The 672-nt window shown below is 36.8% G+C and carries 1 protein-coding gene; it reads right to left on the bottom strand.

Annotation, left to right across the window (positions count from 1 at the left end):
• On the bottom strand, nucleotides 1-614 hold a 614-nt coding region (locus JN080_RS28975; protein WP_256239368.1), incomplete at its 3' end, for a zincin-like metallopeptidase domain-containing protein.
• Nucleotides 615-672 lie beyond the last annotated feature (58 nt).

The following is a 672-nucleotide window of genomic DNA, read 5'->3' on the forward strand; positions in this document are numbered from 1 at the left end:
ATTTTATCATCTTTTAATTTTCTCAACCAAGACTGTATATAAGCAACTGAGTTGTCAAAAGTCACATCTACGAAACCAGCTAAACCGGTTAACATGCTTCCTCCAATCTCTGCTACAAGTTCTTCTTGTGTATATTCTTCTGATCCAAAATGGGCTGTAGCTGACGTGATTCCGATTCTTTTTAATCTGCTGACATGGCCTGTGCTGTGTATGCACTCGTGGAAGGTTGTGGCGTAATATTCTTCAACTTGTCTAAAATCCTTCATCGGTGGGATGTTTATATGGTCTATACTAGGTTGATAATAAGCTCTGCCAGGGTTATAGCTAAAGCTTGGAGAATTAGTATACCCTTTTATGATGTTTTCTGCTTCTTCTATGGGGTCATGTTCAAACGTTTCTTCTTGACGCTTTCTCTCAATGCCCTCGCATTGATTGATATTGAATACCCTATAGTATCGAAGAAGAGGGATTTTTTCTTCTTTTCCTGTATCTTTATTTTCTGTTTCAATCCACTTCCAGAAAACCACGATTTCTGATTTTGCTCCTTTTTTAACTTTTCCTTTTGCTTCCTGAACTTGTTTAAAAGTTACATACTCACCTGGATCTAATAACATTGAATTAATTCCTCTGTATGGCTTTTGAGTTTTCCAATTTACAGCTGCATTTCTGTAT

Source organism: Bacillus sp. EB600, assembly GCF_024494385.1.
Classification (GTDB): domain Bacteria; phylum Bacillota; class Bacilli; order Bacillales; family Cytobacillaceae; genus JAEVLT01.